A 26,827-nucleotide genomic window follows, 5' to 3' on the forward strand; every position below is an offset into this window, starting at 1 on the left:
CTTGCGAAAGCCTTCATTGCCGTTGATATAAGCCTCAATGGCCGTAATTTTGAACTGAAGCGAAAACTTGCCCATGGAAACACCGCCAAAAGTCAGGGTTGGTGTCCAACTTTTGGGGTGCAGTCCACCTTGTAGGAGCGAGCTTGCTCGCGAAAAAGGTACAGCCGACACCACTTGGCGCCTGAAATACCATCGCGAGCAAGCTCGCTCCTACAGAAAAGCTATTTGCCATTCCCTTCGATATGCCCCAGCGGCACCCGCTTCTCGATGGCGCTGGACAGCACAATCGAGGTCTTGCTGAACCCGAACGTGGCAATCCGGTTGATCAGCTCTTCCAGTTCCGGCATCGAGCCCACAGCCGCTTGCATGATCACGCACGGGTCGCCGGTCACCCGATGGCATTCGGTCAATTGCGGGATTTTGATCAGGTCGTCGTAGGCTTTCTGGTTGCCGTGCTGGTTCAGGCGCAGTTCGATCACGCACTGGATCGGCAGGCCAAGCTTGGCCATGTCGACCTTCGCCTGATAACCGGTGATCACACCGCTGGCTTCCAGCTTGGCCACGCGCTCGGCCACGGCCGGGGCGGACAGGTTGACCTTGCGCGCCAGGTCGGCGTAGGACGCGCGACCGTTTTCCAGCAGGGCGCTGAGCAGCATGCGGTCGTATTTGTCCATGGAACGGCTCCTGAAAATGACTGACTTTCGAAAACACGGTTTATCGCAAAAAACTCCGTGTTTTGAAAAGTGTACCGGTACGATAAACAGGTTTTGTAACTTATTTTCCGTCGTTGGCCTTTCTAGAATAGCCGTTCACTTGTCTTGCCTGCGAGCTGCTCCCCATGCCTGGCCTCCGTCGTTTTCCCTTGCCGTTGATCGCTGCCTTTTTCGCGTTGTACGTGATTTGGGGCTCGACCTACCTGGTGATCCGCATCGGCGTGGAATATTGGCCGCCGTTGCTGCTCGCCGGCATCCGCTTCGTCATTGCCGGGACCTTGATGTACGCCTTCCTGCGCTGGCGCGGGGCACCGGCGCCGACCTGGGCGCAATGGAAAGCCGCGGGGATGATTGGCGTCTTGCTGCTGGCGTGCGGTAACGGTGCGGTCAGTGTGGCCGAGCATACGGGCGTGGCTTCCGGGGTGGCGGCTCTGGCAGTAGCGACGGTGCCGCTGTTTACCTTGCTGTGCGGATATTTCTGGGGCGCGCGTAATACCCGTCTCGAATGGGCCGGGATTGTGCTCGGTTTGATCGGCATCGCCATGCTCAACCTCGGTTCCAACCTGCAGTCGAGCCCGCTGGGTGCGGCCCTGCTGATTTTCGCGGCGGCGACCTGGGCCTTCGGCTCGGTATGGAGCAAACACTTGCCGTTGCCTCAAGGCGCGATGGCCAGTGCCGTGGAAATGCTGGTGGGTGGCGTCGTGTTGCTGATCGCCAGCGCGGTAAGCGGTGAACACCTGGAAAAGATGCCGCCGCTCGAAGGTTGGGCCGCGTTGGCGTATCTGACCGTGTTCGGTTCGATCATCGCCTTCAACGCCTACATGTACCTGTTAAAGCACGTGCGTCCGGCGGCGGCCACCAGTTATGCCTACGTCAACCCGGCGGTGGCGGTGTTGCTGGGGATCGTGTTCGTTGGCGAGACTATCGGTATCGAGGAAGCCCTGGCGATGGCAGTGATCATCAGCGCCGTGGTGCTGATCGGTTTGCCGCAGTGGCGTCGCACGCCAGCGCGGCCAGTGGTGCCGACGGCAGTGCCGACAGAATCCCGTGTGAATTAGGGTAAACTGCGCGCCATTGCATCTTGTTTTGCACACTTGTTTTGAACAACCCGCGCTGAATTTTCCTACGGTACTCCCATGACTTTCGCCACCCTTGGCCTGATCGAACCCTTGCTGCGCTCCCTTGAGAAGCTCGGCTACCAGACTCCGACGCCGGTTCAGGCGCAAGCCGTTCCGGCGGTGCTGGCCGGTCGTGACCTGATGGCCGCGGCCCAGACGGGCACCGGCAAGACCGCTGGTTTCGCCCTGCCGCTGTTGCAACTGCTGGCCATGGAAGGGCCGAAAGTCACCGCCAACTCGGTCCGCGCGCTGATCCTGGTGCCGACCCGCGAGCTGGCCGAGCAGGTTCACGAAGCCGTGCGCCAGTACGCCGAAAACTTGCCGCTGCGTACTTACGCGGTGTACGGCGGCGTCAGCATCAACCCGCAAATGATGAAGCTGCGCAGCGGTGTCGACCTGCTGGTGGCGACGCCGGGCCGCTTGCTCGACCTGTTCCGCCAGAACGCGCTGAAGTTCAACCAGCTGCAAACCCTGGTGCTGGACGAAGCCGACCGCATGCTCGACCTGGGCTTTTCCGAAGAGCTGGCGAACATTTACCGCGCGCTGCCTTCGAGACGTCAGACGCTGTTGTTCTCCGCGACCTTCTCCGATGACATCCGCCTGCTGGCCGGGCAGATGCTCAACGACCCGCTGACAATTGAAGTCAGCCCGCGCAACGTCGCGGCCAATACCGTCAAGCAATGGATCGTGACGGTGGACAAGAAGCGTAAGCCGGAACTGTTCGTGCACCTGATGCGCAAGGGCAAGTGGAAGCAGGTGCTGGTGTTCGCCAAGACCCGCAACGGCGTGGACGCGCTGGTGGAAAAACTTCAGGGCCTGGGCATCAATGCCGACGGTATCCACGGCGACAAACCCCAGGCGACCCGTCAGCGCGCACTGGACCGGTTCAAGGCGAGTGAAGTGCAGATTCTGGTCGCTACCGACGTGGCGGCTCGGGGCCTGGACATCGAAGATCTGCCGATGGTGGTCAACTTCGATTTGCCGATTGTCGCTGAGGACTACATCCACCGCATCGGTCGTACCGGCCGCGCGGGTTCGACCGGCGAGGCGATTTCCCTGGTGTGTGCCGATGAAGTGAATCTGCTGTCGGCCATCGAGATGCTGACCCGCCAGACCTTGAAACGGCAGAACGAACCGGACTTCGAACCCGAGCACCGCGTGCCGGACACCGATGCCAGCGGCCAGGTCGTCAAGAAGCCGAAAAAACCGAAGAAGCCCAAGGCTTCCGGTGGTGGCGGTGGTAAACGCAATCTGGGTCGGTGGGTTGATAGCGGAGAGGTTGCGCCGGCGGAACCGTCGATCAAGCCTGTACGCAAGGTGCCGGTGTTCAATACCGGGCCGCGTAAGCGCAAGCCTTGATTAACTGCGACGTCTGTTAAGCCGCCATCGTCGGAACGCCGCCCGGAGCCGGCTCGCTCCTACAGTTGGAATGCATTTTTCTGTAGGAGTGAGCCTGCTCGCGATGGACGCGCCTCGGTCTTCAGCCCTCGCGCTGCAACCACTCAATCATTCCAAGACCGGCCGCCCGCCCGCTGGCGAAACACGCGGTCAGCAGATAACCGCCCGTCGGCGCTTCCCAATCGAGCATTTCCCCGGCGCAAAACACGCCAGGCATCTGCTTGAGCATCAATCGCTCATCCATCGCTTCGAATAAAACGCCGCCAGCACTGCTGATGGCCTCGTCCAGTGGGCGGGTTTTCACCAGGGTCAGTGGCAACGCCTTGATCGATTTGGCCAGCAGGCTCGGGTCGGTAAATGCTTCGGCAGGCGTGAGTTCACGCAATAGCACCGCTTTTACCCCATCGATACCCAACTGACTGTGCAGGTGCTTGGCCATGGAGCGCGATCCCCGGGGTTTGCTCAACGCCGCCGCAACTTTATCCACAGGCCGGCCCGGCAACAGGTCCAGATGAAGGGTTGCCGAGCCGTGCTGGTTGATCGCCTCGCGGATCGGTGCCGACAGGGCGTAGATCAAACTGCCCTCGATCCCGGTGGCGGTAATCACACATTCGCCGAGCCGTGGCACGTCGTCGTTAAGGCCGATGGCGATGTTTTTCAGCGGCGCGCCGGCGAATTTACTGACCATCAATTCGCTCCAGGCCTGCACCTCAAAGCCGCAATTGCTCGGTTGCAACGGTGCCAGTCCCACGCCGTGTTGCTCCAGCGACAACATCCACGCGCCGTCCGAGCCCAGGCGCGACCAACTGCCGCCACCGAGGGCGAGCAGGGTGGCATCGGCTTTCACGGTTTTTTCGCCTTCCGGGCTGTCGATGCGCAAACCGCCGTGCTCGTTCCAGCCGAGCCAGCGGTGGCGGGTGTGGATAACTACGCCGCCGTCGCGCAGGCGCTTGAGCCAGGCGCGCAGCAGCGGCGCGGCTTTCATGTCGGTGGGGAATACCCGGCCGGAACTGCCGACGAAGGTTTCGATGCCTAGCTCGTGAATCCATTGGCACAGCGCATCGGCACCGAAGCCGCGCAGCAGCGGGGCGATCTGCGGGGCGCGTTCGGCGTAGCGCGAGAGAAACGCCGGGTAGGCTTCAGAGTGAGTGATGTTCATGCCGCCGACGCCGGCCAGGAGGAATTTTCGTCCGACCGAAGGCATGCCGTCGTACAGGTCGACCTTGATCCCGGCCCGGCTCAACACTTCAGCCGCCATCAGACCGGCGGGGCCGCCGCCGATGATGGCGACGTGAGGGGGGAGGGCTGGCGAAGATTGGGTCATGGGATGCGCTGCGGTCTGCCGGAATAAGCCGGGCATTCTACCGCCCTGCCTTCTGTAGGAGCGAGCTTGCTCGCGAAGGTCTTGAACGATAACGCGGATGACCAACTGCTCAGCGGCGACGGTGAGTTTTTCGCGAGCAAGCTCGCTCCTACAGAGATCATAGGTGCTTTTGAAGGTGGTTAAAAAACAACCAATGCTCTGTAGCCTATAGACGGCATGGGCTGCAGGCCCTTTCACTCAGGTTATCCACAGGCAGTTCCACAGGCATTGTGGGTAAAGCATCCACAGCTCAGTGACAGCCTGATGACTGCCAGACGCGTTGCGCGCTGTGATGGAGGATGCCGTGGCGGCGAGCCAGGGCCTGGCGGTCCTTGCTGTACCCGCCGCCGATCACCCCGACCAGCGGAATGTCGCGGCCCAGGCAATGGCGCATCACGCTTTCATCGCGGGCGGCGACGCCTTCGTCTGTCAGCTGCAGATAACCCAGGGCGTCGTCCTTATGCACATCGACCCCGGCGTCATACAGCACCAGGTCCGGTTGGTAGAGCGGCAGCAGGTAGTTGAGTGCATCGTCCACGACCTTCAGGTAATCGGCATCGCCCATGCCGTTGGGCAGTGGAATGTCCCAGTCGCTTTCGGCCTTGCGTGCGGGAAAGTTCTTTTCGCAGTGCAGGGAAACGGTCACTGCTTGCGGGGTGTTGTGCAGAATTCGTGCAGTCCCGTCGCCCTGATGCACGTCGCAATCGAAGATCAGCACCCGGTTCACCTTTCCACTTTCCAGCAGGTAATGGCTGATCACCGCCAGGTCATTGAAGATGCAAAATCCGGCCGGATAGTCGTAGTGCGCGTGGTGGGTGCCGCCCGCCAGGTGACAGGCCAGGCCATGTTCAAGCGCCTGCTCGGCCGCCAGCAACGAGCCGCCGACCGCCCGCACCGTGCGCCGGGCCAGGGCTTCGCTCCAGGGCAGGCCGAGGCGGCGCTGGTCTTCGCGGGACAACTCGCCACTCATGTAGCGTTCGATATACGAAGGGTCATGGGCGAGGGCGAGAATGTCTGCGGGACACAGCTGCGGGCGCAGCAGGCCGGCGTCGCAGGTCAGGCCGCTGTCCACCAGGTGGTCGCGCAACAGTCGGAACTTGTCCATGGGGAAGCGGTGGTCCGCCGGAAACTCGGGACTGTAGTCTTCGTGATAAATCAGCGGCAGTGGCATGGTCATTTCATGTAGGAATGAGAGAAGGATCCTACCAGCGTTGTAGACTTGCGACATTGAAATGGAGGGGCGGGGCACGATGGAGCCAATACTGGAGCTTGAAAGCGCTCGGCTGCTGTTGCGCCAGTGGCGCGATGAAGATTTAGCGGACTTTGCAGCGATGTGTGCCGATCCGCAGGTGATGCGCTATTTTCCGGCAACCTTGAGCCGACTGGAAAGCGCATCATTGATCGGGCGAATCCGTGGCCATTTCGCCGAGCATGGTTATGGTCTCTGGGCCTTGCAGCGAAAGGACTCTGGCCAGTTCATCGGGTTTACCGGGTTGAGTGTGGTCGGATTCGATGCGCCTTTCACCCCGGCCACGGAAATCGGCTGGCGCCTGGCCCGCGAACACTGGGGCCTCGGTTACGCCAGTGAAGCGGCGTGGACCGCTCTGCGTTGCGGGTTCGATCGCTTGCCGCTCAAAGAGGTCGTGGCCTTCACGACGCACACCAATCTACCGTCAGAGAAAGTCATGCAGGCCATCGGCATGCACAATGATCCGGCGGATGACTTCGATCACCCGCAACTCGAAGCCGATCATCCGCTGCGTCGGCATGTGCTGTATCGCATCAGCCGGGAACAATGGCTGCAAACCTTGCATGGATAACCTGGCACGGACGTTTACAATGGCCTTCATGGGCCCGGTCCAGAAACTGAATCGACCGTTGCAGCCAAGGCTGCGCGGCAATGTTTTGCGTGAGGAGCATCTGAATGAGCCAAGTGTTGGATGATCTGGTCGACCTGCTGACCCTGGAGCCGATCGAAGAAAACCTGTTCCGTGGCCGCAGCCAGGATCTGGGGTTTCGCCAGTTGTTCGGTGGGCAGGTGCTCGGCCAGTCGCTGTCGGCGGCCAGTCAGACGGTTGAAGAGGCGCGCCATGTGCATTCGATGCACGGCTATTTCCTGCGTCCGGGCGATGCCGGGCTGCCGGTGGTGTATCAGGTTGACCGGGTGCGTGACGGTGGCAGTTTCAGCACGCGCCGGGTGACGGCGATTCAGAAGGGCCACCCGATCTTCACGTGCAGCGCGTCGTTCCAGTACGACGAAGAAGGCTTTGAGCACCAGAGCGAAATGCCGGTGGTGGTCGGCCCGGAAAATCTGCCCTCGGAGCTGGAAATCACCCAGCAGCGCGCGCATCTGATCCCCGAGAAAATGCGCGAAAAGCTGTTGTGCCCCAAGCCCATCGAATTCCGCCCGGTGACCGAGAAAGATCCCTACAACCCGCTGCCGTCCGATCCGGTCAAGTACGTCTGGTTCCGCGCCGACGGGGCGCTGGCCGATTCGCCGGCGCTGCATAAATACCTGCTGGCCTATGCATCCGACTTCGGTCTGCTGGTCACCTCGATGCAGCCCCACGGCAAATCGGTGTGGCACAAGGACATGCAGGTTGCCAGCCTCGATCACGCGCTGTGGTTCCACCAGAATCTGCGTGCCGATGACTGGTTGCTCTACGCGATGGACAGCCCGTGGGCCGGCAACTCCCGGGGATTCTCCCGTGGCAGCGTGTACAACCGCGCCGGGCAACTGGTGGCCTCGGTCACCCAGGAAGGCTTGATCCGTCATCGCAAGGACTGGGCATGAGCCTGGCCGATGTGCGTCACTGGGTGTTCGACATGGACGGTACCCTGACGGTTGCCGTGCACGACTTCGCGGCGATTCGCGTGGCGTTGGCGATTCCTGCCGAACACGACATCCTGACTCACCTCGCCGAACTGCCGGCCGATGAAGCCGCAGCCAAACATGCGTGGCTGCTGGAGCATGAGCGGGACCTGGCCCTCGGTTCGCAACCGGCACCGGGCGCGGTGGAGCTGGTGCGCGAGCTGGCCGGGCGCGGTTATCGCCTGGGCATTCTCACGCGCAATGCCCGGGAGCTGGCGCATGTCACGCTGGAGGCCATTGGCCTGGCCGACTGCTTTGCGCTGGAGGATGTGTTGGGCCGCGATGATGCACCGCCCAAACCGCATCCCGGCGGGTTGCTGAAACTGGCCGAAGCGTGGAAGGTGCCGGCGAGCGAGATGGTGATGGTCGGTGATTACCGCTTCGATCTCGATTGCGGGCGAGCGGCGGGAGCGCGCACGGTGCTGGTGAATCTGCCGGATAATCCATGGCCGGAATTGACCGATTGGCATGCGGCGGATTGTGTCGAGTTGCGGCAGATGCTGTTGGCTTGAGTGCTTGGTTGCCTGGGCAACCGCTTTCGCGAGCAGGCTCGCTCCCACATGTGATCTCTGGTGTTCACAAATGATGTGTTCACCGCAAAATCCTTGTGGGAGCGAGCCTGCTCGCGAAGGCGTCAGATCAGGAACTGCAAAACCTACTGGCCAAACAAAGCCTTCTGCCCCTCCGGCGAAGTAAACATCCCGTCGCCGTTATGCCCGACCCCTGGCACTTCAACCAGTTGCTGCTTCAACCCTTGCGGTTGCAGCCGCTTCAGATAATCAAAGTAAAAGCGCCCGCGCGCCAATCGGTAAGGTCCTTGAGCCCGAGCCTCGCAGCTCTTGTCCAGCGCCGGATGATTCGGGTCGATGTCTTGCTGCCCCAGCAGATAAACGACTTCACGCTTGAGGTAATTTTCCTGCAACTGCGCGGCGGTTTGCCCTTCGGCGTAGGCCGGTAAATCCGCCAGGCCGTACTTCCAGCGATTGAAATTCGGGCAGCCCGCGTGGCTGAACGCCACAGGCCGGCGTTCATCGAAATAAGCGTAGGAGGACGGATTGGCGATCACGTAGCGCACCTGCACGCCAGCCGCATCGAGGCCGGACTGCGCGTGACCGAGTAATGCATAGCGCTGAACCACCTGCGCGCCGCCGGAGTGCCCGGCGATGACGATTTGTTTCACATCCGGAAACTGCTGGCGGTCACCCAGGCGGGCGATGATTTCGTCGAGCGCGGCGTAGGAACTCAGCCGAAACGGCGCCGTGGATTCGCCGCCGGCCATCCACTCATTGCCTTGCCAACGCAAAACCGTGTCGGCCACCGGATGGACCGCAACGTCGGTTTCATTGAGGAATTGCGGGGCGATCACCAGTGTCGTCGCGCTCTGTCCGGCGAGTTCGGCGGCGTGTTCGCCGCTTTGCAGATAGGTTTGCGCATTGCGCAAGCGACCGTGGAGGATGATCAGCACCCGTTCGATTTTTGCCGGGGCGGGGCTGATGCCCACCGCGATTTCACCTGATTTCAACAGCAGGCGCCCTGAGCTGAGGTCTTTGACCCCCTGCTCGGCGGCCTGGGACGTTGCGCAAGTAAACAGAACAACCAACAACCAATTCTTCATTTACAGATTTTTCGCCGCAAAGGTATCGCACTGGCCAACCTGGCCTTGGGCGAAACCGGTTTTGAACCAGCGCACCCGTTGCGCCGACGTACCGTGGGTGAACGAGTCCGGGACCACGCGGCCCTGACCCTGTTGCTGCAAACGATCGTCACCGATGGCGTTCGCTGCGTTCAGTGCTTCTTCGATGTCGCCTGGTTCCAGCCAGTTCAGACGCTTCTGCGCATTGTTGGCCCAGACGCCGGCCAGGCAATCGGCTTGCAGTTCCTGACGAACCAGCAAACCGCCGTCGCCTTCCATCTGCCGGCCTTGTTGGCGTGCTGCCTGAATTTTTGCGGACACCCCAAGCAGGGTCTGCACATGGTGTCCGACTTCGTGAGCGATCACGTAGGCCTGGGCGAAGTCACCCGCGGCGGAAAAGCGTTGGGACATTTCCTGGAAGAACGCCATGTCCAGGTAGACTTTCTGGTCCGCGGGGCAATAGAACGGGCCGGTCGCCGAGCTGGCCAGGCCGCAGGCCGAACTCACGCGGTTGCTGAACAGCACCAGGGTCGGGTCTTTGTATTGGCGGCCAGCCTGCTGGAAAATTGCACCCCAGGTATCCTCGGTATCGCCGAGGATCGAACGAACGAACTCCGCGCTTTCATCATTGACCGGCGGTGCCTTGCGACTCTGGTGGGTAGCAGGCGCCGATTGCTGGCCAATTTGACCGGTCAGTTGTCCGAGGATTTGCAGCGGATCCTGGCCGGTGATCCAACCGATGCCGACGATCAGCAGGATCGCCGTCAGGCTCAGGCCCTTGCCACCGCCTATGCGCATCCCACCGCCGCCACCGCCGACATCATCACCACGGGCATCGACCACGTTGTCGCTGCGTCGGCCTTTTTTCCATAGCATGTGGGAATCCTCTTCTGTTCCGGGTAAAGCTCCGTGCGATGAGTGTTGCTGCCAAGTGGGAGCGACGCCAGTCCGGTCGTCAGACTGCCGGTTGTGCGACAGGTTCCAAATTATGCTTCGCGGGGCTTCTCTTCTAGAATCAGCCAAATTTCGTTTGGGACCTACCATGGCCGGCAGTCAGATCGAACGTGTCTTCAGCGTGCTGGAAAGCCTGACCAGTGAACCGCAGGGTTTGCCGATGCAGACGTTGGCCGAGCAATTGGAAATCCCTAAAAGCGCGACTCATCGGTTGCTCGCCGAACTGATTCGCCTGGGTTACGTGCGGCAGAATCCGGACAACCTGCGCTATCACCTGTCGACCAAGCTGGTGGCCATGGGCTTTCGATACCTGTCCGGCAGCGGTGCGGATATCGTTCAGCCAGTGCTTGATCGACTGGCCGGGGAAACCGGTGAACTGGTGCGTCTGGGGGTGATTCAGGGTGAACGGCCCGTCTGGATCGCCAAGTCCCAGGGGGCCCGCTCGGGCCTGCGCTACGACCCGGACATGGGGCGTGATGCGCCATTGTTCTACACGGCTTCCGGGCATGCGTGGCTGGCGTGCATGAGCGATGCCGAGGCACTGTCGCTGGTCGAGCGGCAAGGGGCCGAATTGCCTCGGGACATCGGGCCTAATGCACCGCGTTCGAATGTTGAACTGCTGGAGCGCTTGCGTCTGGCGCGGGAGCAAGGCTACGCCTGGGTCGAGGAAAGTTCGGCGGTGGGCACCTCGGCGATTGCCGCCGTGGTACGTCATCCACTGGATGGCCGGGCGATCGGTGTGCTCAGTATTGCCGGGCCAAGCGCGCGAATGCCCGGTGCGCGCTTGCATGAGTTGGCGTCGACCTTGTTGAAGTACGCCGAAGAGCTTTCGCTGGCGAGCCAGGCGTCAGCGTTGTTCAGTTGAGCGTGATGTCTGCTTGAATGGAGTGTGCGGTATTCGCACACTTTCTTGAGTCATTGATGTCATAAAATGGAACCGGGTTCTAAATTATTTAAGTCTCGCCTCAACCCATAAAAGGACTTCGCCTTGACGTCGCCCAGCAGCACCCCGCTTTCCGGCGTCAATCAGCCCTTCAAAGGGATCCTGCTGATCGTTGTCGCGACCTTCCTGTTTTCCAGCCACGACGCCTTTTCCAAATATCTCTCGGGTTTCTATCCCATTGTCATGGTGGTCTGGGCGCGTTACGTGGTTCACACCTTGCTGATGGCCGGGATTTTCCTGCCGCAATCCGGGCTGCGAGTGCTGCGTACCAAACGGCCATTGCTTCAGCTGATCCGGGCGCTGTGCCTGCTGGGTACCAGTCTGTTTTTCACCACAGGCTTGATGTACATCCCGCTGGCCGAGGCTACGTCGGTCAACTTCCTCGCTCCGGTGCTGGTCACCGCGTTGTCGGTGCCGCTGCTGAAGGAGCGAGTGACACGGGGGCAATGGCTGGCGGTGATTTGCGGTTTCATCGGGGTGTTGATCATCGTTCACCCCGGGGGAGATTTGTTTACTCCGGCGGTGTTGCTGCCGTTCTGCTCTGCGCTGTTTTTCTGCTTTTATCAACTGCTGACACGCAAGCTCAGCGAGATCGACAGCCCGACCACCAGCAATTTCTTCGCCGGCTTGTGCAACACGCTGGTGATGAGTGCGCTGGTGCCGTTCTTCTGGCAGACGCCGAACCTGGTGCATGGCGCGATGATGCTGGCGCTGGGGGCCTGCGGGATGACGGCACACCTGTTCCTGACCCAGGCTTTCCGCCTCGCGGCACCGGCACTGCTGGCACCGTTCAGCTATTGCCAGATCATCTTCGCCGGCCTGCTGGGCTGGCTGCTGTTTTCCCATACGCCGACACTGACCACCGTGCTCGGCATTGCCGTTATCTGCTGTAGCGGGTTGGCAGCGGCCTGGCAGCAAAGCCGTCGGTAAAAGCCCAAAGAAAAATGACCTGTAGGAGCGAGCCTGCTCGCGATGTTCGTTAACGATGACGCGGGTTGTCTGGATACCCGCGTCGCTCTCAGGTTTTTCGCGAGCATGCTCGCTCCTACAGGGGGTATTGCGCCGAACTTCAGTCAGTGACGGTAGGAATCTTGCGCGGTGCCATGAAGTACATCCAGGTCAGCGCAATGAAGTACATCGCCGGAATCATGGTGAACAGCACGGTGTAGTTGTTGTTGGTGATGGTCAGGATGTGGCCGACCAGCTGGGTCATGAACATCCCGCCAATCGCCGCACACATGCCGCCGAAGCCGAACACCGTACTCATCATGTGCTTGGGCGTGTAGTCCATCACCAGGCTCCAGATGTTCGCGGTCCAGGCCTGGTGTGCGCCGATGGCCAGGGAGATGGCGAACACCGCGACCCACAGGTTGCTGGAGCCGGCCGCCATGATCACGCCGATGATGCAGCAGGCGAACAGGAACATGGACATCAGTCGCGCCTTGATCGGGTTGACTCCGCGACCGATCAGGAACGAGGAGAGGATGCCGCCGCCAACGCTACCGAAGTCGGCAGTGAGGTAGATGATGATCAGCGGGATACCCATCTGGGTGACGTTGATGCCCAGGTTGTATTGCTGGTTGAGGAACGGCGGCAGCCAGTACAGGTAGAACCAGAACACCGGTGCGGTGATCGAGTAGGCGAGGGCGAAGGCCCAGGTGCCACGCATGCGCAGGATTTTCGAGAACGGCACGCGGGTTTGTTCCGGTTCGACTTCGTTCTGGATGTAGTCCAGTTCCGACTGTTTGACGCTCGGATGGTCTTCCGGGTTGAAGTACTTCAGGCCCCAGAACAGCAGCCAGATCCCGCCCAGTGCCGACATGCACAGGAACGCGGCCTGCCAGCCCCAGACGTGCAGGATCAATGGCAGCAGCATCGGTGTGAACATCGCGCCGACGTTGGTGCCAGCGTTGAAAATGCCGGTGGCCACGGCGCGCTCGCCGGCCGGGAACCACAGGCGCGTGGTTTTCACGCAAGCCGGGTAGTTCGCAGCTTCAGTCAGGCCGAGGATGAAGCGACAAACCATGAAGCCGACCGCCGAAGTGGCCAGGCCGTGGGCGCCGGTCGCCAGGCTCCAGAGCAGTACGGCGCAGAAGAACACGCGCTTGACGCCGACCCGGTCGATCAACCGGCCTTGCAGAACGAACCCGATGGCGTAACCCACCTGGAACCAGAAGTTGATGTTGGCGTAATCCATCGCCGTCCAACTCATTTCCTTGGCCAGGATGGGCTGCATCACGCCCAGGGCGGCGCGGTCGATGTAGTTCAGGGTGGTGGCGAAAAACACCAGCGCCAGCATGCCCCAACGGGTTTTGCCGACCGCCATGGCGCCGCGGATTTTGTTGCCTATGCCACCGGCAGTGACGTTCATGGCCGCAGCCATGCGTGAGCTTTGGGAAGGAATCATGTGTACCACCCGTTTTTTTGAATTTGTTATTTGGTGTTTTTGGGCATCGCGGCCGGTGCTGCGTGTCCGGACTTAATGTGAGGGCGATGTTGGGCAGTGGACAAAAAATCGTCAATTCGCCTACGGCCATTTTGTTCGATAATCGCACACAAAACTAACTGGATAGTACACTTTGAATTGCTGTGTAAGTCTGTCAGCCCAATAATTCTCGCAAGACAAACGCTACCCACGTAGGAGCTGCCGAAGGCTGCGATCTGTTGACTTTGGTCTTCCTCGATCAACCGAAATCAACATCAAAAGATCGCCCGAGCGCGGACCGAGCCTTCGGCAGCTCCTACGTAAGCGCGTGCAACGCCCCTAACAAGATTGCCTCCACCGGGAGCCGAAATATGCAGCGTTCCATTGCCACCGTATCCTTGAGCGGTACCCTGCCGGAAAAACTCGAAGCCATTGCTGCCGCCGGTTTCGACGGCGTCGAGATTTTCGAGAACGACCTTCTCTACTACGACGGTAGTCCACGGGAAATTAAACAGATGTGCGCCGATCTCGGGATCGCCATCACCCTGTTTCAACCATTCCGTGATTTCGAAGGCTGTCGGCGAGATCGGCTGTCGCGCAATCTGGAACGCGCCGAGCGCAAGTTCGACCTGATGCAGGAGTTGGGCACTGACCTGGTGCTGGTGTGCAGCAACGCCTCGGCCGAGTCCATCGGTGATGAACGGATTCTGGTCGATGACTTGCGCCTGCTGGCCGAACACGCCGGGGCACGCGGCCTGCGCATCGGTTACGAAGCGCTGGCCTGGGGTCGGCATGTGAACACGTATCAACAGGTGTGGAACATCGTGCGGCAGGCCGATCACCCAAGCCTTGGCGTGTTGCTGGACAGCTTTCACACCTTGTCGCTCAAGGGCGATCCGAGCGCTATCGCCGAGATTCCGGGCGACAAGATCTTCTTCGTGCAAATGGCTGACGCGCCGATCCTGGCCATGGACGTGCTGGAGTGGAGCCGGCATTTTCGCTGCTTCCCGGGCCAGGGCGAATTCGATTTGCCGGGGTTCCTCGCGCCGATCATCAAGAGCGGGTACACCGGGCCTTTGTCGCTGGAAATCTTCAACGACGGTTTCCGCGCCGCGCCGCCACGAGCCAACGCCGCCGACGGCTTGCGCTCGTTGTTGTACCTGGAGGAGAAAACCCGCGAGCGTCTGGCCCGGGAAGCCAAGCCTGCGGCCAACTCCGAGATTCTGTTCGAAACACCCAAGGCCAGCGAGTACAACGGCATCGAGTTTCTGGAGTTTGCCGTGGACGAAAGCCTCGGCGCCAAACTCTCCCATTGGCTGGAGCGGCTAGGGTTCGCCAGGGTCGGGCAGCATCGCTCCAAGAGCGTCAGCTTGATGCGCCAGGGCGATATCAACCTGATCCTCAACTCCGAACCTTACTCTTTCGGCCACAGCTTTTTCGAAGCACACGGCCCTTCGTTGTGCGCTACCGCCGTGCGGGTCAAGGACAGTGCGAGCGCATTGGCCCGTGCCGTAGCCTACAAGGGTCAGCCCTATCGCGGACTGGTCGGCCCCAATGAACTGGAACTGGCGGCGGTGCGTGCGCCGGATGGCAGCCTGATCTATCTGGTGGACCAGGATGCCGACGTCTACGGCATCGACTTCAATCTGCTGGCGGATGCGCCGGCCAGCGGCGGCCTCAAGCGCATCGACCACATGGCTATGGCGCTGCCGGCCGACAGCCTCGACAGCTGGGTGCTGTTCTATAAGAGCCTGCTGGATTTCGAGGCGGACGATGAAGTTGTGTTGCCCGATCCTTACGGTCTGGTGAAGAGCCGTGCCTTGCGCAGTCGCGACAGTTCGATCCGCCTGCCGCTGAACATTTCCGAGAACCGCAACACTGCGATCTCACACGCGCTGTCGAGTTATCGCGGTTCCGGTGTGCATCACATCGCGTTTGATTGTGATGACATATTTGCCCAGGTCAGCCGTGCAAAAGAGGCGGGCGTGCCGCTGCTGGATATCCCGCTCAACTACTACGATGACCTGGCGGCGCGGTTCGATTTCGACGACGAGTACCTCAGTGAACTGGCCTACTACAACGTGCTGTACGACCGCGACGCCCAGGGCGGTGAGCTGTTTCATGTGTACACCGAGCCGTTCGAGGGGCGATTCTTCTTCGAGATCATCCAGCGTAAAAACGGTTATGCCGGCTACGGCGCTGCCAACGTCGCGGTGCGGCTGGCGGCCATGGCCAAATCCCGTAGCGGCGCATTGCGCCAGGCGAAGTTGTAGAAAATTCGTAAACGCGGGATTAAACATGGGCCGCGCAGCTTCCTTCACTGTGTTGCGCGGCCCATAATCGCCAGCCTGTGCAGTGATGGCCGTGAGCCCGCAATGACAATGACCTCAGAACTCCCCGCAGCCTCCGTAGAACCGGGTGCAGAGCCGCGCAAGAGTCGCAAGAACAATCCGGAAAAGACCCGCGAAAACATCCTGCAGGAGGCGATTGTCGAATTCGTCCAGCAGGGGCTTTCCGGTGCTCGCGTCGATGCCATCGCCGAGCGCATCCACACCTCCAAGCGCATGATCTATTACTACTTCGGCAGTAAGGAACAGCTCTACGTCGAAGTGCTGGAGAAGCTTTACGGCGATATCCGCAACACCGAAAGCCGCCTGCACCTGACCGAACTGCCTCCGGTGGAAGCCATTCGGCGGATGGTTGAATTCACCTTCGACCACCATGATCGCAACGTCGATTTCGTGCGCATCGTCAGTATCGAGAACATTCACAACGCCGAGTACGTGAAGCGTTCCGAGGCGATCAGGGCGATGAACAACACTGTTCTCGATTCCCTTGATGTGATTCTGCGTCGTGGCGTTGAAGAGGGTGTCTTCCGCGCCGGCCTGGTGCCGCTGGATGTGCATCTGCTGATCAGTTCGTTCTGCTTCTATCGCGTTTCGAACCGCCATACCGTGGGTGAGATTTTCCAGATCGACTTGCCGGACGAAAGCATCAAGCAGCGTCATCGGGAGATGATTTGCGAGTCGGTCCTGCGTTATTTACAGGCTTGAAAAGATCGCAGCCTTCGGCAGTTCCTACGTCAATCGCATTGATCTGCAGGAGCTGCCGAAGGCTCGGTCCGCGCTCGGGCGATCTTTTGATTTTCAGTCATTCATGCTCTGGAAATGCTCAAGCATGCGCTGGGCATCCGGCATCACGCCGCTGAACAGTTCGAACGCCTTCACCGCCTGAAACACCGCCATGTTGCCGCCGTCCAGCGTTCGGCAACCGAGGGCGCGGGCGTGGTGTAGCAGTTCGGTTTCCAACGGGAAGTAAACGATCTCCGCCACCCACAATTCGGCCCGCAGCAACGCGACCGGCACCGGCATGCCCGGCAGTTTTTTCATGCCCATCGGCGTGGTGTTCACCAGGCCGTCAGCCCGGGCCATGGCGCTCGACAGGTCATACCCGGCCACCGCCCGACCGACGCCGAAATGCTGATTGAGGTTGTCTGCCAGATCCTGGGCGCGGCGGATGTCCACGTCAAAAATGCTCAGCTGTTGTACGCCTTCATTCAATAGCGCGTGGGCCACCGCCGCACCTGCGCCGCCAGCGCCCATTTGTACGACACGTTCAACGGCAACGCCCTTCAAGCCCCGGCGAAAACCCTCGGCAAAGCCCAGGCAGTCAGTATTGTGGCCGATGCGTTTGCCGTCCTTGAGCACCACGGTGTTGACCGCGCCTATACCGCGGGCTTCCGGCGAGAGTTCGTCGAGCAGCGGGATGATCGCCTGCTTGCATGGGAAGGTGATGTTCAGCCCGGTGAAATTCATGCGCTCGGCAGCCATCAACAGGTCGGGCAGGGCGTTGCTGTCGAGCTTCAACTGATCAAGATCAATCAGGCGATACAGGTAGCGCAGCCCCTGGGCATCGCCTTCATGCTCGTGCATGGCCGGTGTGCGGGAAGCCTGGATGCCGGCACCAATCAGCCCGGCCAGTATCACGTGGTTCTGAGTCACGGCGATCACCCCTTCAAACGATGGCTGAAGTGTTCCAGGGCCAGGCGATAGCCATGACTGCCAAAACCGGCCATTACCGCCGTTGCAATGGCGGATACGAACGAGTGATGGCGAAAGGGCTCGCGGGCATGCACGTTGGACAGGTGGACTTCGATCACCGGCAGTTCGCTGGCAACCAGGGCGTCGCGAATGGCGACCGAGGTGTGGGTCCACGCGGCAGGATTGATGACGATCCCGGCGCAGCGGCCACGGGCGGCGTGAATCCAGTCGAGCAATTCGCCTTCATGGTTGGTCTGGCGAAACTCCACCGCCAGGCCGAACTCTTCGGCGGCGCGTGCGCACAGGGTCGAGATGTCTGCCAGGGTTTCGTGGCCGTAAGTCGCCGGTTCACGGGTGCCGAGCAGGTTCAGGTTCGGGCCGTTGAGCACCACAACGATAGGGGACATCGGAATCTCTCCACTTATTATTTTTGGAATCGGCCGAGGTTTTCGACCTGTGGAGATAAATTGTACTAACTAGTTAATTCGGTCAATTGAAGAGAAGGCACGCTGACGGTTTGTGGGCGATGATCGGACACTTTCGGTGTTCAGCGCGGCAAGTGCTCCACCAGAAAATCGATAAACGCCCTCAAGCGCAGCGGTACATGCCGACTTTGCGGGTAAAGCAACGTGAATGGCCGCGAGCGCCCGCCATAGGGCTTGAGTACTTCCACCAGCGAGCCGTCGGCCAGTTCCTTTTCCACGATAAAACGATAGGTCTGAAACAACCCCGCTCCGTGTTTGGCCAAGGTGACACCGCCCAGCACATCGTCGGAACAGCTGAGGCTGCCCTCGGCCAGAATCTCCCGGGGCACGCCTTCATCGTTGAACAACCAGGCAATGCGCCGGCCACTGCTGGGCAATTCGTACTGAATGCATTCGTGGTTTTCGAGGTCGTCGAGGGTTTGTGGAATGCCGGCCCGTTTCAGGTAATCAGGGCTGGCGATCATCACCAGGGCGGCATCTTCCAGCTGCCGGGCGATCAGGCCGGAATCCGGGATGGCTCGTACACGAATCGCCATGTCGTAGCCTTCGCCGACGAAATCGATGTTGCGATTGCTGATGTGCGACTCGACCTTCACCGCCGGATAGCGCGCCCGAAATTCGGGCAACAGCGGCAGGATTCGATGATGCGCGTAGGTGGTCGGGATACTGATGCGCAAAGTACCGGACGGCACTTGCTGTTGGCCCATGACCTCACGCTGGGCCTCGACCAGTTGCGCCAGGGCCTGGCGGCATTCCTCGTAATAGCGGCGACCGCTGTCGGTCAGCTTCACGCTGCGGGTGGTGCGCGCAAACAGGCGCACACCCAGGCGCTCTTCCATGCGCGACACCGAACGGCTCACGGCAGCGGGCGTGACACCTGCCACCAGCGCCGCGGCGGTAAAACTGCCGGCCTCGGCCGCGAGGCAAAACAGCTCGATGCTGCCCAACTGAAGGTCGTCGAATTGTCGCTGCATGACTGATTACACCGGGGATCAAATGAAGAGGCTGGACCAGTATTTATCAGGTGCCAGTGCCTTAAAGAAAGGATTTCTTACCAATTCGCGTGGTGTTGTGCAGGTTCGGGAATCGCCAGGACGCTAGCCTGAGGGCGGAAGAAATGATTTCACCGGTCATTACCGATGGTCAGAATTTTCCAGGGAATGTCGGATTCTCGGATTCATTAACCTAACGGATGGGTTAACATGAAGGTATGCAATTACAAAGGACTGTCGGTAGTGATCATGTTGCGAGACGAGCATTGTCCGCCTCATGCGCATGTGGAGGCGGGTACGTGGAGTGCAAGATTCAGGTTCAGTTTTTGGCACAACGGTGTCGAGCTTTGGGATGTCGTTCCGCTTTCGCGTCGGCCACCGTTGGCGGTGCTTGAGGGATTGCGCCAATCGCTCCAGCAACCTGCCCATTTGCGGCGCGCCCGGGGCATCTGGTGGAGAAAATTGCAAACGGCCTGTCTTGATAATCAATTGTGGGACTGGCACAGCAACGAAGTCGTTATGGTGAAAAGGGTTGTCAGTACCACCAATATGATTGGATCGGCTTGCTACGAACCTGAATCGAACAGGACGTTGCTATCCCTGATAGGCGCACAGGAAAGTGTGGAGATCGAGTTATGAAAACGATAAAAGCCAAGGTTCAGGCCGATAGTCCCGTAACGGAAAGTAGCCTGGACAAAGCCATCGAACGTGGCGAGTTACGTAGAAAAAATAGCCTGCAAGCGACAGCGGTTACCTACCTGGCCCCCTGTCTGGCCGTCAGCTTCGAAGACGGCAGCGGTGTATTGCTGCCCGTGGCCAACTATCCGGAGTTCGATGATCTTGAGGTCGAGGACTACGCCAGTCTGACTGTCGGCTACGCGGGTACTGCCCTGTGTCATGAAGGCAAGGACCTGCATGTATCTATCGCCGGGATGATTTCTGCCAGCAAGCCGCTGATGGCCATGGCGGCCTCGGTCGTCGCTTCGCGCAATGGTCGCCAGAGCAGCGCCGCAAAGTCTGAAGCCGCGCGGGCCAACGGCAGGAAAGGCGGGCGCCCGCGCAAGGTCGATGTTGTCGTGTAAGTGCCCACAAAAAAGCCGTCGTGAAGACGGCTTTTTTGTGTCAGGCAGGAGCCATCAACGCCGGGTCAGCATCACCCCGGATTCCATGTGATGGGTCCACGGGAACTGGTCGAACATCGCGCACCGGGTGACGCGGTGGGTGTCGTGCAGTTGGGCGATGTTGGCCGCCAGGGTCTCCGGGTTGCAGGAGATGTACAGGATGTTGTCGAAGCGCCGGGTCAGTTCGCAGGTGTCCGGGTCCATGCCGGCACGGGGCGGGTCGACGAACACGCTGCCGAACTCGTAGCTCTTGAGGTCGATGCCGTGCAGGCGGCGGAACGGACGCACTTCGTTCAAGGCTTCGGTCAGCTCTTCGGCGGACAAACGTACCAGAGTGACGTTATCCACAGCGTTTTCGCTGAGGTTGCTCAGCGCCGCGTTGACCGAAGTCTTGCTGATTTCGGTGGCCAGCACTTTGCGCACGCGGGTGGCGAGCGGCAGGGTGAAGTTGCCGTTGCCGCAATACAGCTCCAGCAAATCATCGGAGCGATCGCCAAGCGCATCGTATGCCCAGTTGAGCATCTTCTGGTTCACCGTGCCGTTGGGCTGGGTGAACGCGCCTTCCGGCTGGCGGTAGCTGAAGGTGCGGCCGCCGACTTCCAGCTTCTCGACCACGTAATCGTGGCCAATGACTTCGCGCTTGCCCTTGGAGCGGCCGATGATGCTGACGTTCAGGTCCGCCGCCAGTTTTGACGCCGCCGCATGCCAGTGCTCGTCCAGCGGGCGGTGATAGCACAGGGTGATCATCGCGTCGCCGGCCAGGGTGGTCAGGAACTCCACCTGGAACAGCTTGTGGCTCAGGGGCGCACTCGCTTGCCACGCAGCCTTGAGCTGCGGCATCAACTGGTTGATGCGCAGGCTGGCAATCGGGAACTCTTCGATCAGGATTGGCGTGCGTTTGTCTTCCTGGGAAAACATCGCGTAATGACGCTCGCCGGCCTCGCGCCACAGGCGGAACTCGGCGCGCAGGCGGAAGTTTTGCAGCGGCGAATCGAAAACGACTGGCTCGGGCGCATCGAACGGGGCCAGCAGGTCACGCAAACGCGTGACTTTTTCTTCGAGCTGAACGGCATAGGCCTGAGAATCAAAAGTCATGCGTTGAACCAACCCAGCTTGATCACGAATAGAATCGACAGGATCACCAGCGCCGGGTTCAGCTCACGGCCACGACCGGACATCAGCTTGATGGCAGTCCAGGAAATGAAACCGAAAGCGATGCCATTGGCGATGGAATAAGTGAACGGCATCGCCAGCGCAGTGATCACCACCGGCGCGGCGACGGTAATGTCGTCCCAGTCTATTTCGGCCAGGCCGGATGTCATCAGCACGGCGACGAACAGCAGGGCTGGTGCGGTGGCGAAGGCCGGAACGCTGGCGGCCAGTGGCGAGAAGAACAGCGCCAGCAGGAACAGGATCGCCACCACGATGGCGGTCAGGCCGGTGCGGCCACCGGCACTCACGCCGGCAGCGGATTCGATGTAGCTGGTGGTGGTCGAGGTGCCCAGCAGGGAACCGGCCATGGCTGCAGTGCTGTCGGCGATCAGCGCGCGGCCCATTTTCGGCATGTGACCGTCCTTGCGCATCAGACCGGCGCGCTTGGCGACGCCGATCAGAGTGCCGGAGTTATCGAACAGATCGACGAACAGGAAGGCGAAGATCACGCTGACCAGACCGATGTCCAGTGCGCCCTTGATGTCCAGTTGCAGGAAGGTCGGGGCCAGGGACGGCGGCATCGACATCACGCCGCCGAACGGGGTGAAGCCCATCACGATGGACACGATGGTCACCACCAGTATGCCGATCAGCACCGCACCGCGCACGGCAAGGGCTTCGAGCGCGACGATCAGGGCAAAACCGAGGGTGGCGAGGATCGGCGCGGGTTGTTTCAGGTCACCGAGGCCGACCATGGTCGCCGGGTTACTGACCACGATACCGGCGTTATGCAGGGCGATCAGGGCCAGGAACAGGCCGATACCGGCAGCAATCGCCGAGCGCAGCGGCAGTGGGATGCTGTTGATGATCCATTCACGGATGCGGAAGATCGACAGCAGGAAAAAGCACACCGCCGAGATGAACACCGCGCCCAGTGCCACTTGCCAGGTGTGGCCCATGTGCAGGACCACGGTGTAGGTGAAGAAGGCGTTCAGGCCCATGCCCGGTGCCAGGGCGATCGGGTAATTGGCGATCAGGCCCATGGTAGTAGAGCCGATGGCGGCTGCCAGACAGGTGGCGACGAACACCGCGCCCTTGTCCATGCCGGTCTCGCCAAGGATGCTCGGGTTGACGAACAGAATGTAGGCCATGGCCAAAAAGGTCGTGACGCCCGCCAGAATCTCGGTCCGCACGTTGGTGTTGTGTGCCTTGAGTTGAAACAGCCTTTCCAGCATGTCTGCTCCCCGTGGCGCGCCGGGCGCCGTGAATGTATCGACCGCAACAGCAAAGAACAGGCAGCAGAACGCGCCTGGAAATTACTGTGGGCCGGAAAAAGCCGCGCATCATACCAGTAGCTTGGGGATATGGCTGCTTATGGCAGTGATCGTCGTCGATGTTTTGCGACAACACCAAGTGCGCCATACTGCGCGCTGGTTTTTTGGGGGTGGAAAGGTCCTGCATGAAAAGGCGTCTGGTTAGCGTGTTCGGCGTATGGATGGCGTTGTTGCTCGGGGCTCAAACGGCCGTGGCGGCCTCGGCTGCGCCACTGACGCAATTGAAGGTGCTCAAAGTCGCGTCGCCGTCCTGTGGCGTTGAAAACATCGACGAAGGGCAAACCCGGACGCGCTGCGATCACAATGGCCCGAACATCACGGTGTACGTGCTGGAAGTGGGTTATGGACGCGAGGCCCATGTCGCCCTGGACGGTTTCGAAGTGAATGGCACCCGCACACCGGTCTGCGCGTTCAAGAACGGCAACCTGACCAGTTGCACCCCAGGCGAAAAAACCGTCGGCTATTTGTATGCCCTCGATCTGGCGGGCAAGCAGGAAGGCACACTGACCTTTAGCAACACCTCGATCAACGCGCCCGGCAACACGATGTCGACGCAGCTTTACATCAAGTAACCACAGGTCCCGAACAAGGGTCAGGAAAGCTGACTACGCTTAAAAGATCATTCTGTGGACAATACCTGATGACCATTAGAGCCTTGATTGCCCTCGCCGAGGGCACCGATGACCTGCAAACCGTCACCCTGATCGACGTACTGCGCCGAGCCAAAATAGAAGTGGTGGTGGCCAGTATCGAAGGGCGGCGCATGCTCACCTGCGCCCGCGGCACGCGCCTGACGTCCGATGCCATGCTGGTGGATTTGCTGGCGCAGCCCTTCGACCTGATCGCCTTGCCGGGTGGTGCGGTGGGTTCGCAGCACTTGGCAGCCCACCAACCCCTGCAACAATTGATCAAGGATCAGGCGGCAGCCGGTCGCCTGTTCGCCGGCATCGCCGAGGCGCCCGCCGTGGCGCTGCAGGCCTTTGGCGTATTGCGTCAACGGCGCATGACCTGCCTGCCCTCGGCCAGCCATCAATTGTTGGGCTGTAACTTCGTCGATCAACCGGTGGTGGTCGACGGCAATTGCATCACCGCCCAGGGCTCGGCTGGCGCCTTGGCGTTTGCCCTGGCGCTGGTGGAGCAACTCTGCGGTAAAGCCACACGTGCGGCGGTGGCAGGGGAGTTGTTGGTTTAGCCTGCTTAGACTTTCGCTTCTTCCTTTTCTTCATCTTTAGCCACGTGCATGCGATCGCGGCTGGCCAGGCTCGGGAACAGTTTGACCCACACCCCGGTCACCACCAGCGTGCCGATCCCGCCCATGACCACGGCTGGCACGGTACCGAACCAGTGGGCAGTCAGGCCCGATTCGAATTCGCCCAACTGGTTTGAGGCACCGATGAACAGACCGTTCACGGCGCTGACCCGACCGCGCATTTCGTCCGGGGTTTCCAGTTGCACGAACGAGGCACGGATCACCATGCTGATCATGTCCGCCGCGCCCAGCACCACCAATACCGCCAGGGAAAACCAGAACGAGGTCGACAGGCCAAAGGCGATGGTTGCCACGCCGAAGACGCCCACGGCGGTGAACATCACCCGCCCGACGTTGCGCTCCACGGCAAACCGCGCCAGGAACAGCGACATCAGCAGTGCACCCACTGCCGGTGCCGAGCGCAAAAGGCCCAGCCCCCACGGGCCGGTCAGCAGGATGTCCTTGGCGAACACCGGCAGCAACGCCGTCGCACCACCCAATAGCACCGCGAACAGATCGAGGGAGATCGCCCCGAGAATGTCCGGACGACTGCGGATAAAGCGAATTCCCGCCAGCAGTGAATCCAGAGTGGCCTTGCCCTTGTTCAGCGGGGTTTGCCGGGCTGGCAGGTTGAGCATCAGCGAACAGGCGATGACATACAAAAGCACCGTCGGGCCATACACCCAGACGCTGCCGAAGGCGTAGAGCAAACCGCCGAGGGCCGGGGCGACGATGGTGGCCGATTGCTGGGCCGATTGCGCGGCGGCGACCGCACGGGGAAACAGCGCGCTGGGCACGATGCTCGGCAACAGGGCCTGGGTGGTCGGCATTTCAAAGGAACGCGCGGCGCCGAGCAGGAAGGCCAGGATAAAGATCATTTCCCGGGTGACCTGGTCGGTGGCACTGCCAATGGCCAGCGACAGGGCGATCAATGCCTGCACGGACTGGCAGATCGCCGCGACTTTGCGCCGGTCATAGCGGTCGGCGACGTGTCCTGTGTGCAGCATGAACAGCACGCGCGGGGCGAACTCGACCAGGCCGACCAGACCCAGGTCGAGCACGTTGCCGGTCAACTGATACAGGTTCCAGCCGATGGCCACGGTGAGCATCTGGAAGCCGCTGGCGGTGAAGACCCGGGCCAGCCAGAACGCGAGAAAAGGGCGATGGTGACGTAACAGCAAGGGCTCTTGGCTGGGCATCGGCGGGACAATCTGGGGGAGAGGGGAGCGGCGAGATTATCACCAACCTGTAACAGGAAGTTGTCATGACAAAAAAATAGTTAGCTAGATACCGATCTTGGAAACACAGGAAGCACTGTAGGAGCGTGTTGCTGGCGATGACAAAAGCCGTGAGGCAACTTGTCACGCGGCAAAAGGCCACGCGGGTTATCCCCGAAAATGGGACTACTCTTTCAACGTTGATTGATCCAGATCAAAACCCACAAAAGGAATTGATCCGGCGGCCGCAAGGCCAGATTCCCTGCGTTGTGATGCGTGCAAAAAAAGAACAAACAGAGATTCGCCACACTCCATACCCGTGGGGGCCGTGGGTGCAGGCTTCCAGCCAGCAGCCGTACTACCTGACAGAGGAAGACTTATGTTCGGTTTAGAGGCACTTGATCTCGCCCGAATTCAGTTCGCGTTCACCATCTCGTTCCACATCCTGTTTCCGGCCATCACCATCGGCCTGGCGAGTTACCTGGCGGTACTCGAAGGCCTGTGGCTGAAAACCCATAACGACACCTACCGTGACCTCTACCATTTCTGGTCGAAAATCTTTGCCGTCAACTTCGGCATGGGGGTGGTTTCCGGCCTGGTCATGGCCTATCAGTTCGGCACCAACTGGAGCCGCTTCTCGGACTTCGCCGGCTCGGTTACCGGGCCGTTGCTGACCTATGAAGTGCTCACGGCGTTCTTCCTCGAGGCCGGGTTCCTCGGCGTCATGCTGTTTGGCTGGAACAAGGTCGGACGTGGCCTGCACTTCTTCGCCACCGTGATGGTGGCCATCGGTACACTGATCTCGACGTTCTGGATTCTTGCCTCCAATAGCTGGATGCAGACCCCGCAGGGCTTCGAGATCGTCAACGGTCAGGTCATACCCACCGACTGGCTGGCGGTTATCTTCAATCCGTCGTTCCCGTATCGCCTGATGCACATGGCCACGGCGGCGTTCGTCGCCACGGCCTTCTTCGTTGGTTCCTCCGCGGCCTGGCATTTGCTGCGCGGCAGGGACAACCCGGCGATCCGCAAAATGCTCTCGATGGCCATGTGGATGGCATTGATCGTCGCGCCGATCCAGGCGGTCATTGGCGATTTCCACGGTCTCAATACGCTTGAGCATCAGCCGGCAAAAATCGCCGCGATCGAAGGCCACTGGGAAAACAAGGGTAACGAGGCGACGCCGCTGATCCTGTTCGGCTGGCCGGACATGAAAGAAGAGAAAACCAGGTTTGCTGTCGAAATTCCGTACCTGGGTAGCCTGATCCTGACTCACTCGCTGGACAAGCAAGTCCCGGCGCTCAAGGAGTTCCCGCCTGAAGACCGGCCGAATTCGACCATTGTGTTCTGGTCATTCCGGATCATGGTGGGTCTGGGCATGCTGATGATCTTCACCGGTTTGTGGAGCCTGTGGCTGCGCAAGCGTGACACCCTCTACTCCTCGCGGCCGTTCCTGTACCTGGCGCTGTGGATGGGGCCGTCCGGTCTGATCGCTCTCCTCGCCGGCTGGTTCACCACCGAAATCGGCCGCCAGCCATGGGTGGTTTACGGCCTGATGCGCACGGCGGATGCGTCGTCCAACCATAGCTTCATGCAGATGAGCATCACCCTGATCCTGTTTGTCGTGGTCTATTTCGCGCTGTTTGGTGCCGGTCTTGGCTACATGATGCGCCTGGTGCGCAAGGGGCCGAAAATCGACGAAGGCAAGGAAACCAACGACGGTGGCCCTGGCCAGAAACGCACACCGGCCCGACCGTTTTCCGCAGCCGACGGCGACCACATCGACGCCGATCACAGCCTGACCAAGGAGATTTGAAT

26 protein-coding genes are annotated in these 26,827 nt (G+C 60.5%); 14 read left to right on the plus strand and 12 right to left on the minus strand.

What is annotated here, in order from left to right:
- Window positions 1-221: 221 nt before the first annotated feature.
- Window positions 222-674: an Lrp/AsnC family transcriptional regulator gene (locus KGA83_RS02745; protein WP_007990688.1), complete on the minus strand. Its 453-nt coding sequence runs from the start codon at window positions 672-674 to the stop codon at window positions 222-224.
- Between the two features lie 164 nt (window positions 675-838).
- Between KGA83_RS02745 and yedA the strand changes: the two genes are divergently transcribed.
- The gene (gene yedA, locus KGA83_RS02750) at window positions 839-1,771 is read left to right on the plus strand and encodes a drug/metabolite exporter YedA (RefSeq protein ID WP_108216373.1); all 933 of its coding nucleotides are present in this window, start codon (window positions 839-841) and stop codon (window positions 1,769-1,771) included.
- A 78-nt stretch (window positions 1,772-1,849) separates the two neighbouring features.
- Window positions 1,850-3,190, plus strand: a complete 1,341-nt coding sequence (locus KGA83_RS02755; RefSeq protein ID WP_108216374.1) for a DEAD/DEAH box helicase — start codon at window positions 1,850-1,852, stop codon at window positions 3,188-3,190.
- 121 nt (window positions 3,191-3,311) lie between these two features.
- On the opposite strand, the gene KGA83_RS02760 is transcribed toward KGA83_RS02755, so the two are convergent.
- Together KGA83_RS02760 and KGA83_RS02765 are read right to left on the minus strand one after the other, a co-directional pair.
- A complete protein-coding gene (locus tag KGA83_RS02760; protein WP_177413223.1) occupies window positions 3,312-4,553 on the minus strand; it encodes a TIGR03862 family flavoprotein in 1,242 nt (413 codons plus the stop codon).
- 289 nt (window positions 4,554-4,842) lie between these two features.
- A complete protein-coding gene (locus KGA83_RS02765) occupies window positions 4,843-5,763 on the minus strand; it encodes a histone deacetylase (RefSeq protein ID WP_223528251.1) in 921 nt (306 codons plus the stop codon).
- Between the two features lie 79 nt (window positions 5,764-5,842).
- On the opposite strand from KGA83_RS02765, the gene KGA83_RS02770 reads away from it, so the two are divergent.
- The 3 genes from KGA83_RS02770 to KGA83_RS02780 all read left to right on the plus strand — a co-directional run bounded on the left by KGA83_RS02770 (window position 5,843) and on the right by KGA83_RS02780 (window position 7,976).
- On the plus strand, window positions 5,843-6,412 hold the full coding sequence (locus KGA83_RS02770; RefSeq protein WP_223528254.1) for a GNAT family N-acetyltransferase: 570 nt from the start codon (window positions 5,843-5,845) through the stop codon (window positions 6,410-6,412).
- A gap of 104 nt (window positions 6,413-6,516) precedes the next feature.
- Window positions 6,517-7,386: an acyl-CoA thioesterase II gene (gene tesB / locus KGA83_RS02775; RefSeq protein ID WP_223528258.1), complete on the plus strand. Its 870-nt coding sequence runs from the start codon at window positions 6,517-6,519 to the stop codon at window positions 7,384-7,386.
- A complete protein-coding gene (locus KGA83_RS02780) occupies window positions 7,383-7,976 on the plus strand; it encodes an HAD family hydrolase (protein ID WP_108216379.1) in 594 nt (197 codons plus the stop codon). Before tesB ends, KGA83_RS02780 begins: the two co-directional genes overlap by 4 nt.
- A 143-nt stretch (window positions 7,977-8,119) precedes the next feature.
- On the opposite strand, the gene KGA83_RS02785 is transcribed toward KGA83_RS02780, so the two are convergent.
- Together KGA83_RS02785 and KGA83_RS02790 are read right to left on the minus strand one after the other, a co-directional pair.
- Window positions 8,120-9,079 carry an alpha/beta hydrolase gene (locus KGA83_RS02785; RefSeq protein WP_223528260.1) on the minus strand — a complete coding sequence of 320 codons (960 nt, stop codon included), beginning with the start codon at window positions 9,077-9,079 and terminating at the stop codon, window positions 8,120-8,122.
- A complete protein-coding gene (locus KGA83_RS02790) occupies window positions 9,080-9,973 on the minus strand; it encodes a neutral zinc metallopeptidase (protein WP_223528263.1) in 894 nt (297 codons plus the stop codon). It lies immediately after the preceding gene.
- A gap of 166 nt (window positions 9,974-10,139) precedes the next feature.
- Here KGA83_RS02790 and KGA83_RS02795 point away from each other — a divergent pair, with 166 nt between their 5' ends.
- A complete protein-coding gene (locus KGA83_RS02795) occupies window positions 10,140-10,916 on the plus strand; it encodes an IclR family transcriptional regulator (RefSeq protein WP_108216382.1) in 777 nt (258 codons plus the stop codon).
- A 123-nt stretch (window positions 10,917-11,039) separates the two neighbouring features.
- On the plus strand, window positions 11,040-11,924 hold the full coding sequence (locus tag KGA83_RS02800; RefSeq protein ID WP_108216383.1) for a DMT family transporter: 885 nt from the start codon (window positions 11,040-11,042) through the stop codon (window positions 11,922-11,924).
- 139 nt (window positions 11,925-12,063) lie between these two features.
- Here the strand turns inward: KGA83_RS02800 and KGA83_RS02805 are convergent, their stop codons facing one another.
- On the minus strand, window positions 12,064-13,401 hold the full coding sequence (locus tag KGA83_RS02805; protein WP_108216384.1) for an MFS transporter: 1,338 nt from the start codon (window positions 13,399-13,401) through the stop codon (window positions 12,064-12,066).
- Window positions 13,402-13,790: 389 nt separating this feature from the next.
- On the opposite strand from KGA83_RS02805, the gene quiC reads away from it, so the two are divergent.
- Together quiC and KGA83_RS02815 are read left to right on the plus strand one after the other, a co-directional pair.
- Complete coding sequence (gene quiC / locus KGA83_RS02810; RefSeq protein ID WP_223528266.1) at window positions 13,791-15,692, plus strand: 3-dehydroshikimate dehydratase QuiC; 1,902 nt, start codon at window positions 13,791-13,793, stop codon at window positions 15,690-15,692.
- A gap of 102 nt (window positions 15,693-15,794) precedes the next feature.
- A complete protein-coding gene (locus tag KGA83_RS02815) occupies window positions 15,795-16,472 on the plus strand; it encodes a TetR/AcrR family transcriptional regulator (protein WP_223528269.1) in 678 nt (225 codons plus the stop codon).
- Between the two features lie 93 nt (window positions 16,473-16,565).
- Here the strand turns inward: KGA83_RS02815 and KGA83_RS02820 are convergent, their stop codons facing one another.
- The 3 genes from KGA83_RS02820 to KGA83_RS02830 form a co-directional block, all read right to left on the minus strand.
- Window positions 16,566-17,420: a shikimate dehydrogenase gene (locus tag KGA83_RS02820; protein ID WP_108216493.1), complete on the minus strand. Its 855-nt coding sequence runs from the start codon at window positions 17,418-17,420 to the stop codon at window positions 16,566-16,568.
- 5 nt (window positions 17,421-17,425) lie between these two features.
- Window positions 17,426-17,866: a type II 3-dehydroquinate dehydratase gene (gene aroQ / locus KGA83_RS02825; RefSeq protein WP_223528287.1), complete on the minus strand. Its 441-nt coding sequence runs from the start codon at window positions 17,864-17,866 to the stop codon at window positions 17,426-17,428.
- A 140-nt stretch (window positions 17,867-18,006) separates the two neighbouring features.
- On the minus strand, window positions 18,007-18,918 hold the full coding sequence (locus KGA83_RS02830) for a LysR family transcriptional regulator (protein ID WP_108216388.1): 912 nt from the start codon (window positions 18,916-18,918) through the stop codon (window positions 18,007-18,009).
- Window positions 18,919-19,146: 228 nt separating this feature from the next.
- Here KGA83_RS02830 and KGA83_RS02835 point away from each other — a divergent pair, with 228 nt between their 5' ends.
- Window positions 19,147-19,575, plus strand: a complete 429-nt coding sequence (locus KGA83_RS02835; protein WP_223528291.1) for a DUF4160 domain-containing protein — start codon at window positions 19,147-19,149, stop codon at window positions 19,573-19,575.
- Complete coding sequence (locus KGA83_RS02840) at window positions 19,572-20,018, plus strand: DUF2442 domain-containing protein (protein WP_108216390.1); 447 nt, start codon at window positions 19,572-19,574, stop codon at window positions 20,016-20,018. Before KGA83_RS02835 ends, KGA83_RS02840 begins: the two co-directional genes overlap by 4 nt.
- 54 nt (window positions 20,019-20,072) lie before the next feature.
- On the opposite strand, the gene trmA is transcribed toward KGA83_RS02840, so the two are convergent.
- Together trmA and KGA83_RS02850 are read right to left on the minus strand one after the other, a co-directional pair.
- Window positions 20,073-21,152: a tRNA (uridine(54)-C5)-methyltransferase TrmA gene (trmA, locus tag KGA83_RS02845; RefSeq protein WP_223528294.1), complete on the minus strand. Its 1,080-nt coding sequence runs from the start codon at window positions 21,150-21,152 to the stop codon at window positions 20,073-20,075.
- The gene (locus KGA83_RS02850) at window positions 21,149-22,444 is read right to left on the minus strand and encodes an NCS2 family permease (protein ID WP_008004270.1); all 1,296 of its coding nucleotides are present in this window, start codon (window positions 22,442-22,444) and stop codon (window positions 21,149-21,151) included. Before KGA83_RS02850 ends, trmA begins: the two co-directional genes overlap by 4 nt.
- A gap of 224 nt (window positions 22,445-22,668) precedes the next feature.
- On the opposite strand from KGA83_RS02850, the gene KGA83_RS02855 reads away from it, so the two are divergent.
- On the plus strand, window positions 22,669-23,115 hold the full coding sequence (locus KGA83_RS02855) for a DUF4879 domain-containing protein (RefSeq protein WP_108216392.1): 447 nt from the start codon (window positions 22,669-22,671) through the stop codon (window positions 23,113-23,115).
- A 68-nt stretch (window positions 23,116-23,183) separates the two neighbouring features.
- Window positions 23,184-23,735, plus strand: coding sequence for a DJ-1 family glyoxalase III (locus tag KGA83_RS02860; RefSeq protein ID WP_108216393.1), 552 nt, complete (start codon window positions 23,184-23,186; stop codon window positions 23,733-23,735).
- A 5-nt stretch (window positions 23,736-23,740) separates the two neighbouring features.
- On the opposite strand, the gene KGA83_RS02865 is transcribed toward KGA83_RS02860, so the two are convergent.
- The gene (locus KGA83_RS02865) at window positions 23,741-24,991 is read right to left on the minus strand and encodes an MFS transporter (protein ID WP_223528297.1); all 1,251 of its coding nucleotides are present in this window, start codon (window positions 24,989-24,991) and stop codon (window positions 23,741-23,743) included.
- 397 nt (window positions 24,992-25,388) lie between these two features.
- Here KGA83_RS02865 and KGA83_RS02870 point away from each other — a divergent pair, with 397 nt between their 5' ends.
- The gene (locus tag KGA83_RS02870) at window positions 25,389-26,825 is read left to right on the plus strand and encodes a cytochrome ubiquinol oxidase subunit I (protein ID WP_223528300.1); all 1,437 of its coding nucleotides are present in this window, start codon (window positions 25,389-25,391) and stop codon (window positions 26,823-26,825) included.
- Window positions 26,826-26,827: the final 2 nt, after the last annotated feature.

Source organism: Pseudomonas sp. GL-R-19 (assembly GCF_019956375.1).
GTDB lineage: Bacteria > Pseudomonadota > Gammaproteobacteria > Pseudomonadales > Pseudomonadaceae > Aquipseudomonas.

Coding starts and splice junctions, on each gene's coding strand:
- KGA83_RS02745 (WP_007990688.1), bottom strand. CDS start 674: ATGGACAAATACGACCGCATGCTGCTCAGCGCCCTGCTGGAAAACGGT.
- yedA (WP_108216373.1), top strand. CDS start 839: ATGCCTGGCCTCCGTCGTTTTCCCTTGCCGTTGATCGCTGCCTTTTTC.
- KGA83_RS02755 (WP_108216374.1), top strand. CDS start 1,850: ATGACTTTCGCCACCCTTGGCCTGATCGAACCCTTGCTGCGCTCCCTT.
- KGA83_RS02760 (WP_177413223.1), bottom strand. CDS start 4,553: ATGACCCAATCTTCGCCAGCCCTCCCCCCTCACGTCGCCATCATCGGC.
- KGA83_RS02765 (WP_223528251.1), bottom strand. CDS start 5,763: ATGCCACTGCCGCTGATTTATCACGAAGACTACAGTCCCGAGTTTCCG.
- KGA83_RS02770 (WP_223528254.1), top strand. CDS start 5,843: ATGGAGCCAATACTGGAGCTTGAAAGCGCTCGGCTGCTGTTGCGCCAG.
- tesB (WP_223528258.1), top strand. CDS start 6,517: ATGAGCCAAGTGTTGGATGATCTGGTCGACCTGCTGACCCTGGAGCCG.
- KGA83_RS02780 (WP_108216379.1), top strand. CDS start 7,383: ATGAGCCTGGCCGATGTGCGTCACTGGGTGTTCGACATGGACGGTACC.
- KGA83_RS02785 (WP_223528260.1), bottom strand. CDS start 9,079: ATGAAGAATTGGTTGTTGGTTGTTCTGTTTACTTGCGCAACGTCCCAG.
- KGA83_RS02790 (WP_223528263.1), bottom strand. CDS start 9,973: ATGCTATGGAAAAAAGGCCGACGCAGCGACAACGTGGTCGATGCCCGT.
- KGA83_RS02795 (WP_108216382.1), top strand. CDS start 10,140: ATGGCCGGCAGTCAGATCGAACGTGTCTTCAGCGTGCTGGAAAGCCTG.
- KGA83_RS02805 (WP_108216384.1), bottom strand. CDS start 13,401: ATGATTCCTTCCCAAAGCTCACGCATGGCTGCGGCCATGAACGTCACT.
- quiC (WP_223528266.1), top strand. CDS start 13,791: ATGCAGCGTTCCATTGCCACCGTATCCTTGAGCGGTACCCTGCCGGAA.
- KGA83_RS02815 (WP_223528269.1), top strand. CDS start 15,795: ATGACAATGACCTCAGAACTCCCCGCAGCCTCCGTAGAACCGGGTGCA.
- aroQ (WP_223528287.1), bottom strand. CDS start 17,866: ATGTCCCCTATCGTTGTGGTGCTCAACGGCCCGAACCTGAACCTGCTC.
- KGA83_RS02830 (WP_108216388.1), bottom strand. CDS start 18,918: ATGCAGCGACAATTCGACGACCTTCAGTTGGGCAGCATCGAGCTGTTT.
- KGA83_RS02835 (WP_223528291.1), top strand. CDS start 19,147: ATGAAGGTATGCAATTACAAAGGACTGTCGGTAGTGATCATGTTGCGA.
- KGA83_RS02840 (WP_108216390.1), top strand. CDS start 19,572: ATGAAAACGATAAAAGCCAAGGTTCAGGCCGATAGTCCCGTAACGGAA.
- trmA (WP_223528294.1), bottom strand. CDS start 21,152: ATGACTTTTGATTCTCAGGCCTATGCCGTTCAGCTCGAAGAAAAAGTC.
- KGA83_RS02850 (WP_008004270.1), bottom strand. CDS start 22,444: ATGCTGGAAAGGCTGTTTCAACTCAAGGCACACAACACCAACGTGCGG.
- KGA83_RS02855 (WP_108216392.1), top strand. CDS start 22,669: ATGAAAAGGCGTCTGGTTAGCGTGTTCGGCGTATGGATGGCGTTGTTG.
- KGA83_RS02860 (WP_108216393.1), top strand. CDS start 23,184: ATGACCATTAGAGCCTTGATTGCCCTCGCCGAGGGCACCGATGACCTG.
- KGA83_RS02865 (WP_223528297.1), bottom strand. CDS start 24,991: ATGCCCAGCCAAGAGCCCTTGCTGTTACGTCACCATCGCCCTTTTCTC.
- KGA83_RS02870 (WP_223528300.1), top strand. CDS start 25,389: ATGTTCGGTTTAGAGGCACTTGATCTCGCCCGAATTCAGTTCGCGTTC.